This window comes from Paenibacillus macerans (assembly GCF_050565405.1).
GTDB classification, from domain to species: domain Bacteria; phylum Bacillota; class Bacilli; order Paenibacillales; family Paenibacillaceae; genus Fontibacillus; species Fontibacillus macerans_B.
Map to the genome: position 1 here is coordinate 47,128 of NZ_JBNYYG010000037.1, position 6,342 is coordinate 53,469.

Genomic DNA, 6,342 nt, shown 5'->3' on the forward strand with positions numbered 1-6,342 from the left:
GGGGTTGGGCCGTGCTATAATGCGTTTATGTGTCATTATAACTCTGTGCACGATTGAGGCTCAGGGCGGAAAGAGGTGAAAGTGATGAAAGAAGCAGTTCAACCGAAATATCACGTGACTACGGTAACTTGCGCTTGCGGCAATACCTTTGAAACAGGTTCCGTAAAACAAGACCTGCGCGTTGAAATTTGCTCCAACTGCCATCCATTTTTCACAGGGAAACAGAAATTCCTGGATGCTGGTGGACGTGTGGATAAATTCAAAAAGAAATACGGCATCTAATCTAAACGACATGACGAAAAACGTCTTTGGCCATCATTCGATGGGCAAAGGCGTTTTTTTCTTTTTTCGGCAAAGTGGAACGGGAAAGGATTTCAAGTTTGCGTATGTTGGGGGACTTGAACATGGACTTTGATGAGGAGCATAAGCTTTGGTTCGATTCGCATAGGAAACTTCGTTCCGGCGAACGGAAAGGGCGCTTGGAGCGAGGACGCGGGCATGGGGAGCAGCTATTTTTGCGTAATGTGTGGTGGCCGTTGCGGTTGTATTGGCTAAAATCGGCTTTTTTGCTCGATGGGATGTAAAAGGCATTTGCATTTGAATCGGCCAATATCCCGGTTTTGGTTGAAATGAACTGCACTTTTGCATCTCCCGAAGATTTATGGAGGCAAAAAAAACAGGTCGGAACGGTGGGGCAACCCGATCTGCCCTCCAACCAACCTGCCTGCTTTAGACTTTTACAGATCCTTATTTCTTAAACTCCACGCTTTGTTTGAGGCTGGTCCATTCCTCGCTTTTGATCAGGCCCAGCCGCCACAGGGCAATGCCTTTCAAATCGTAGCGTTTGGCGAGACCGGTCAACGTCTTGACGGAGTTCTGGTCTTCGCTGTCCAAGTTCAACCCCAGCAGCAACTTGGTTTTGCCGGTCTCCTTAAGGGCAAGCCGAATGGCTTCGTCGACTTTGTCGGCCGGCTGAGGTTTGCCGCTGTTGTCCCCGGGCAAGTAATCGTAGGCCATAATCACCAGTTCGTCGGCAACCGTGCCCAGAGCCTTATAATCATAACCTTGGTACGACGAATTCAGCGGATGGAGCGCAAGGGCCAGCTTTAATCCGGCCGATTTGGTTTGTTTGGACAGCTCTTTGACGAACGAGGCAAAAGCCTGCCGGGTGGCCGTCTTATCCGTCGTTAACCCCAGCCCCTCGAAATCGAGCATCACGCCTTGAAAAGCTTTTTCCGTCGCCGCGCTTACCATATCGTTGATCGCTTGCTGGCGCAAAGCGGGATCCTCGATGATCTTGGTCAGCTCTCCCTTGGTGTCGCTGGAATACACCATCAGATACGGCAGGGTCCGGGCGCCGGTAGCGTCGGAGATCAAGCTTTCCGCCGTCGTGTCGCCGGACGGCTGCGGCATTCTGAACACGTCGCCGCTTTGCGTGAATTGCCCGTTTTCATCAATTCGGCTCCAGCCGAAGGCAACGGCATCCAGGCCGGGAATCGCCGAGACCTCAGAGAAGGAGGAAATGGCATAGAAGCCTAGCGTATATAATCGTTCCTGCGGAGAGGCGATGGACACCGTCCGCGATGCCTGATCCCAATTTACCTGTGCTCCGAACTGCTGGCTGAAGAAACTAAGCGGAATCAGCGTATTCCCGGCAACAGACCGGGGCGCAACCGCCAGAGAGACGGAGGCGTTGTTCACCTTCGCCGATTTGCTATTTAACGTTAATTGGACATGGGTTGCTTCAGCCCCTGCGCCTTTGACCGCGGTGATGGTTTTGGCCGCCTGGTTCCAGGTGACTTGAATGCCCAGCGCTTCGGATATCGAGCGGAACGGAACCAGCGTCGTACCGTTCACGATCATCGGTTCGCCGGAAAAGGCAAGCGGGTATCCGTCCAGCATGATCTGTACCGGCGATGCCGCATGGGCCTGTGACGGCTGCATCCCGGCTAGACCTCCGGCCAACAAGGCGGCGGTCAGCAAGAGTTTTGCGATTTTTTTCATTTGTTTCTCCTCTCTCAAACTATGACATCTATTCTATTAATATATCAAAATATAACTAGAGCTGCATTTATAAGGAGACGCATAAATCAATGACGATCGAGTCATAAATGTGGCACTCCAGCTAACTTCTTCCCTCCGGTTGCAATTTGGACGGGCATGAGATATACTTAGTCTCACCGTGCTAGATGGGGAGGTAGCGGTGCCCTGTAACTCGCAATCCGCTGTAGCGAGGTTGAAGTCCTGTTAGAGGTCTTGTCGATGTGAGGCCGGTCTTTACGGCAGACGTTGACGGACGGGTCCTCCGCAAGGAGTGCCTGCGAACCTGGTCAGGTCCGGAAGGAAGCAGCCATAAGCAGTATTACTCCTGTGCCGGAGGGCAGCCTGTCCCGAGTCATGCCGTAAAGGTGCCGCTCGGATCGCAACGATCGATAACAGGTGCACGGTGAATAGATCGCAAAGATACATCTTTGTCTGCGGACAGGGGTGTTTTTTTTGTACATAGACCAAATGGCTATAGTATAATAAGGAAACGACATACGTCGTTTAGGAAAGAAAGAGGTGCCGCATTATGGAGCATATTGCGCTGTACCGTGCTTGGCGGCCGCAGTCGTTCCAAGACATGGTGGGGCAGCAGCATATTATCCGCACGCTGCAGAATGCGATCCGCGAAGATCGCTTGTCGCATGCCTATCTGTTCAGCGGACCGCGGGGAACCGGGAAAACCAGTGCTGCAAAAATTTTGGCCAAAGCCGTGAACTGCGAACGAGGACCTGCGGCGGAACCTTGCAACGAATGCGACGCGTGCCGGAGGATCACTGCGGGCGCCGTAATGGATGTGCTTGAGATTGACGCCGCTTCCAATCGGGGGGTTGAAGAAATTCGCGATTTGCGCGATAAAGTCAAATATGCCCCTACGGAAGTTCGGCAGAAGGTTTATATTATCGATGAAGTCCATATGCTGACAACGGAAGCATTTAATGCGTTGCTCAAAACATTGGAGGAGCCTCCTCCTCACGTCATGTTCATCCTGGCGACCACCGAACCGCACCGGTTGCCGGCTACCGTGATTTCGCGGTGTCAACGCTTCGATTTCCGCCGGGTTTCCCTGGAGGAGCAAAGCGAACGGCTGCGGGTCATTTGCGAGCAGGAAGGCATCACGGCCGAGAAAGAGGCCATCGAGTATATCGCCCGTCTGTCCGACGGGGGGATGCGCGACGCGCTTAGTATTTTGGATCAGATCGCCTCTTTCTCGGGCGGGCAGGTTTCTTATCAGCAGGTGCTGGACATGACGGGCGGGATCGCCTCCAGGCAATTCGCGGAGCTGGCCCGGACGCTGCTGGCCGGCGATGTCGGCGGGATGCTGCAAATGATCGAAGGTTTCATGCAGGAAGGCAAAAGCGCGGATAAATGCATGGAGAATCTGCTCTACTATTTCCGTGATTTGCTAATGGTGAAGATGGTACCGAAGGCGGACAAGTTAACGGAGCGCGTGCTGGATCCCCAGGATTTCGGAGAAATCGCCCAGGCCTTCTCGAAACAGCAATTGTTCCGCATCATCGATACGCTAAACCACTACCAGACCGAGATGAAATACGCGCTTCAGCCGCAAACGCTGTTTGAGGTGGCCTTGCTGAAAATCTGTACGATTAACGGCGAGGCCGCCCCTGAGCAACCGGCTCAAGACCGCAGTACGGGCGCAGCGGCCGATGCGTCGGAGGTGAATCAGCTGAGACGACAGCTTTCCGAGCTTGAGGCGAAGCTGGAGCGGGCGCTGCAGGGCGGCGGCCTGGCTGCAGCCGGAGGGGCCGCAGCGGGGGCAGCGAATCATCGTGCTTCGCGGAACTCCGCGCCCCGCGTCGCGTCGAAGGCAAAAATCCCGGCCGGCATGGATCACTATCTAGCTGCCCGGAACAGCCCGGCTTTTACCGAGATCCAGAATAAATGGAATCAGGTTTTGCAGGCGGTCAAAGAGGAGAAGGTTACGATCCACGCCTGGTTTATGAATGGGGAACCCGTATCGGTTACGGAGGATGCCGTCCTAGTCGCCTTTAAGAATGACATCCATCGCGAAACGACGGAGAAGGCTGCGAATAAACAGGTGATCGAAAGCGTGCTGGAACGTCAGCTTGGCCAACCTTACCGATTGGTAACGATGATGCTGAAGGATTGGACGGATGCGATCCAGGGAGCTGCGGAGCAACCGAACGAACCGTTTGAGCTGGAGCCGCTTCCGGAAGACGGCGGGGGAAGCAAAGAGCCCTGGGTCGATGAAGCGCTGAATATTTTCGGGGACGACCTGGTCGTTATCAAGGAATAGCATTTCCGGGCAGGCGCGGGCCGTGGTTAATTTGTTTCGTGTTTCAGTATTCTATGACATAATCATGTAGACCATTTTGAAGGAGATGTGAATGACGTGAACAATATGAACCAAATGATGAAGCAAGTCAAAAAAATGCAGGAGCAGATGCTCAAAGCCCAGGAGGAGCTAGGCAGCAAAACCGTAGAGGGAAGCGCTGGCGGCGGAGTCGTCACGGCGGAGGTCAACGGGCACAAAAAGGTGCTGGCCCTCAACATTAAACCGGAAGCGGTCGACCCGGACGATGTGGAAATGCTGCAGGATTTGATTTTGACGGCGGTCAACGATGCTTTGACTAAAGCGGAAGAACTCGCCAACCAAGACATGGGTAAATTTACGGGCGGAATGAAAATTCCCGGCCTGTTCTAATTTTATTAACTGAAGGAGAAGGCCCCATTGTATTATCCCGAACCGATCGCGAAGCTGATCGATGCATTTACCCACTTGCCCGGCATCGGGCCGAAGACGGCGGCGAGGCTGGCTTTTCACGTACTGCGCATGAAGGAAGACGATGTCATCGACTTTGCCAAAGCTTTGGTCAGCGTGAAGCGCAACCTTCATTACTGCTCTATCTGCTGCAATATTACGGATACGGACCCCTGCCGGATTTGTCAGGATAAGACCCGCGATGCGTCCGTGATTTGCGTGGTGCAGGAATCCAAGGATTTGGTGGCCATGGAGCGGACGAAGGAATTCGACGGTTATTACCATGTGCTGCAGGGGGCTATTTCGCCGATGGAAGGCTTGGGCCCGGATGATATCCGGCTCAAGGAACTGCTGAATCGTTTGAGCGATGAACGCGTGAAAGAGCTGATTTTGGCGACCAACCCGAACATTGAGGGGGAGGCGACCGCCATGTATATTTCCCGGCTCGTTAGGCCCTTTGAAATTCGCGTTACCCGGATTGCTCACGGGCTGCCGGTCGGCGGCGACCTGGAATACGCGGACGAAGTTACGTTATCCAAGGCGTTGGAAGGTCGGCGCGAGCTTCATTAATATGGTTTAGCCAATGGCTGCGTACCAAGAACTTTGAATCCTTAGCGAATGATAAGGGTTTGAAGTTCTTTTTTTATTTTCGGCGGCATTGCGGTTCTAAGTTTGTCCGTTCCCCGATAAAAATGAAATAAACCGGATGGGGAGGCGAGCTTAGCATGAAGATGTGGAAAATGTGGAATGTCGACCGCGCGGACATGCTTCGGAGGGACGATGCAATGGAGTACAAGAGAGAGTTGTACGGAGAGGTCGTCAAGGCGCTCCGCGATTGGGAGCGAGCTTACATCGCCTTTCAAGAGGCGGTGGGTCAAGACGAGGTAGATGTTGCGATTTATACGCTGGAAGCCGCGGAAAGACGGTACCAGATTCATTTGAAGGCGGCCAAGCAGGCCAGAGTAAATTGGGATGCGTTTCGGCATGGATCGTTTTTCGGAGAAAGTTCATAAGCCATGAAGGGAGGAAACGTAGATGAAGCTTGTATTGACAGGCGTTCTCGTAGTGTCGCTGGCGCTGCTCCTGTACATTTTGTTTTCGCGTAAATTGGGGTTTGTCTGGCTGACGCGTTTGGGATTGCATGTGGTTTTGGCGGCACTGGGCCTGTACGTAATCAACTTTTCGGGCTTGTTGACAGAGGTGTATATCCCTTTGAATCCGGTCACCATGAGCACGGTTCTTGTGTTTGGATTGCCGGGAGTCGCTTTGCTGGTGGGCTTGAAATTAACCATGATCTGACGGTTGACTGCGATTTGTTTTCTGTGGTACATTATAAGTCGCTTCTCCGCCGGGACAAGCCAAACCAGGGTTTCCAAAAGATGGATTAAAAAAAGGTTTGACTATTAGGCAGAAAGCGTGATATATTATAAGGGTCGCTGCTGAAACGAATGCGGCGACGAAAAACGATAGTTTGATCTTTGAAAACTGAACAACGAGTGAGTATAAAAATGAGAAGAAATTCTCGTCAGTTTTTCTAAATGAGCAAGTCAAACACC

At 52.7% G+C, this 6,342-nt stretch carries 8 protein-coding genes and 1 other RNA gene; 7 read left to right on the plus strand and 2 right to left on the minus strand.

Features of this window, described 5'->3' with window-relative positions; translation table 11 throughout:
• Window positions 1-84: 84 nt before the first annotated feature.
• On the plus strand, window positions 85-282 hold the full coding sequence (gene rpmE, locus ACQ4N8_RS19290) for a 50S ribosomal protein L31 (protein ID WP_430705979.1): 198 nt from the start codon (window positions 85-87) through the stop codon (window positions 280-282).
• Window positions 283-747: 465 nt separating this feature from the next.
• Here the strand turns inward: rpmE and ACQ4N8_RS19295 are convergent, their stop codons facing one another.
• Window positions 748-2,004, minus strand: a complete 1,257-nt coding sequence (locus ACQ4N8_RS19295) for a stalk domain-containing protein (protein ID WP_430705980.1) — start codon at window positions 2,002-2,004, stop codon at window positions 748-750.
• A gap of 176 nt (window positions 2,005-2,180) precedes the next feature.
• On the opposite strand from ACQ4N8_RS19295, the gene ffs reads away from it, so the two are divergent.
• From ffs to ACQ4N8_RS19325, 6 genes are all read left to right on the plus strand, one after another.
• Window positions 2,181-2,447, plus strand: an RNA gene (gene ffs, locus ACQ4N8_RS19300) — signal recognition particle sRNA large type.
• A gap of 125 nt (window positions 2,448-2,572) precedes the next feature.
• A complete protein-coding gene (gene dnaX / locus ACQ4N8_RS19305; RefSeq protein WP_430705981.1) occupies window positions 2,573-4,321 on the plus strand; it encodes a DNA polymerase III subunit gamma/tau in 1,749 nt (582 codons plus the stop codon).
• Between the two features lie 96 nt (window positions 4,322-4,417).
• On the plus strand, window positions 4,418-4,729 hold the full coding sequence (locus ACQ4N8_RS19310) for a YbaB/EbfC family nucleoid-associated protein (RefSeq protein WP_430705982.1): 312 nt from the start codon (window positions 4,418-4,420) through the stop codon (window positions 4,727-4,729).
• Between the two features lie 27 nt (window positions 4,730-4,756).
• Window positions 4,757-5,356 carry a recombination mediator RecR gene (gene recR, locus ACQ4N8_RS19315; protein WP_430705983.1) on the plus strand — a complete coding sequence of 200 codons (600 nt, stop codon included), beginning with the start codon at window positions 4,757-4,759 and terminating at the stop codon, window positions 5,354-5,356.
• 215 nt (window positions 5,357-5,571) lie between these two features.
• Complete coding sequence (locus tag ACQ4N8_RS19320) at window positions 5,572-5,799, plus strand: DUF2508 domain-containing protein (RefSeq protein WP_430705988.1); 228 nt, start codon at window positions 5,572-5,574, stop codon at window positions 5,797-5,799.
• A gap of 22 nt (window positions 5,800-5,821) precedes the next feature.
• The gene (locus ACQ4N8_RS19325) at window positions 5,822-6,085 is read left to right on the plus strand and encodes a pro-sigmaK processing inhibitor BofA family protein (RefSeq protein WP_430705984.1); all 264 of its coding nucleotides are present in this window, start codon (window positions 5,822-5,824) and stop codon (window positions 6,083-6,085) included.
• Here the strand turns inward: ACQ4N8_RS19325 and ACQ4N8_RS19330 are convergent.
• Window positions 6,071-6,342 (minus strand): hypothetical protein (locus tag ACQ4N8_RS19330; protein WP_430705985.1); only part of this gene is annotated, 272 nt, incomplete at its 5' end. The two genes, ACQ4N8_RS19325 and ACQ4N8_RS19330, sit on opposite strands and share 15 nt — an antisense overlap.

Coding starts and splice junctions, on each gene's coding strand:
- rpmE (WP_430705979.1), top strand. CDS start 85: ATGAAAGAAGCAGTTCAACCGAAATATCACGTGACTACGGTAACTTGC.
- ACQ4N8_RS19325 (WP_430705984.1), top strand. CDS start 5,822: ATGAAGCTTGTATTGACAGGCGTTCTCGTAGTGTCGCTGGCGCTGCTC.
- ACQ4N8_RS19295 (WP_430705980.1), bottom strand. CDS start 2,004: ATGAAAAAAATCGCAAAACTCTTGCTGACCGCCGCCTTGTTGGCCGGA.
- ACQ4N8_RS19320 (WP_430705988.1), top strand. CDS start 5,572: ATGGAGTACAAGAGAGAGTTGTACGGAGAGGTCGTCAAGGCGCTCCGC.
- dnaX (WP_430705981.1), top strand. CDS start 2,573: ATGGAGCATATTGCGCTGTACCGTGCTTGGCGGCCGCAGTCGTTCCAA.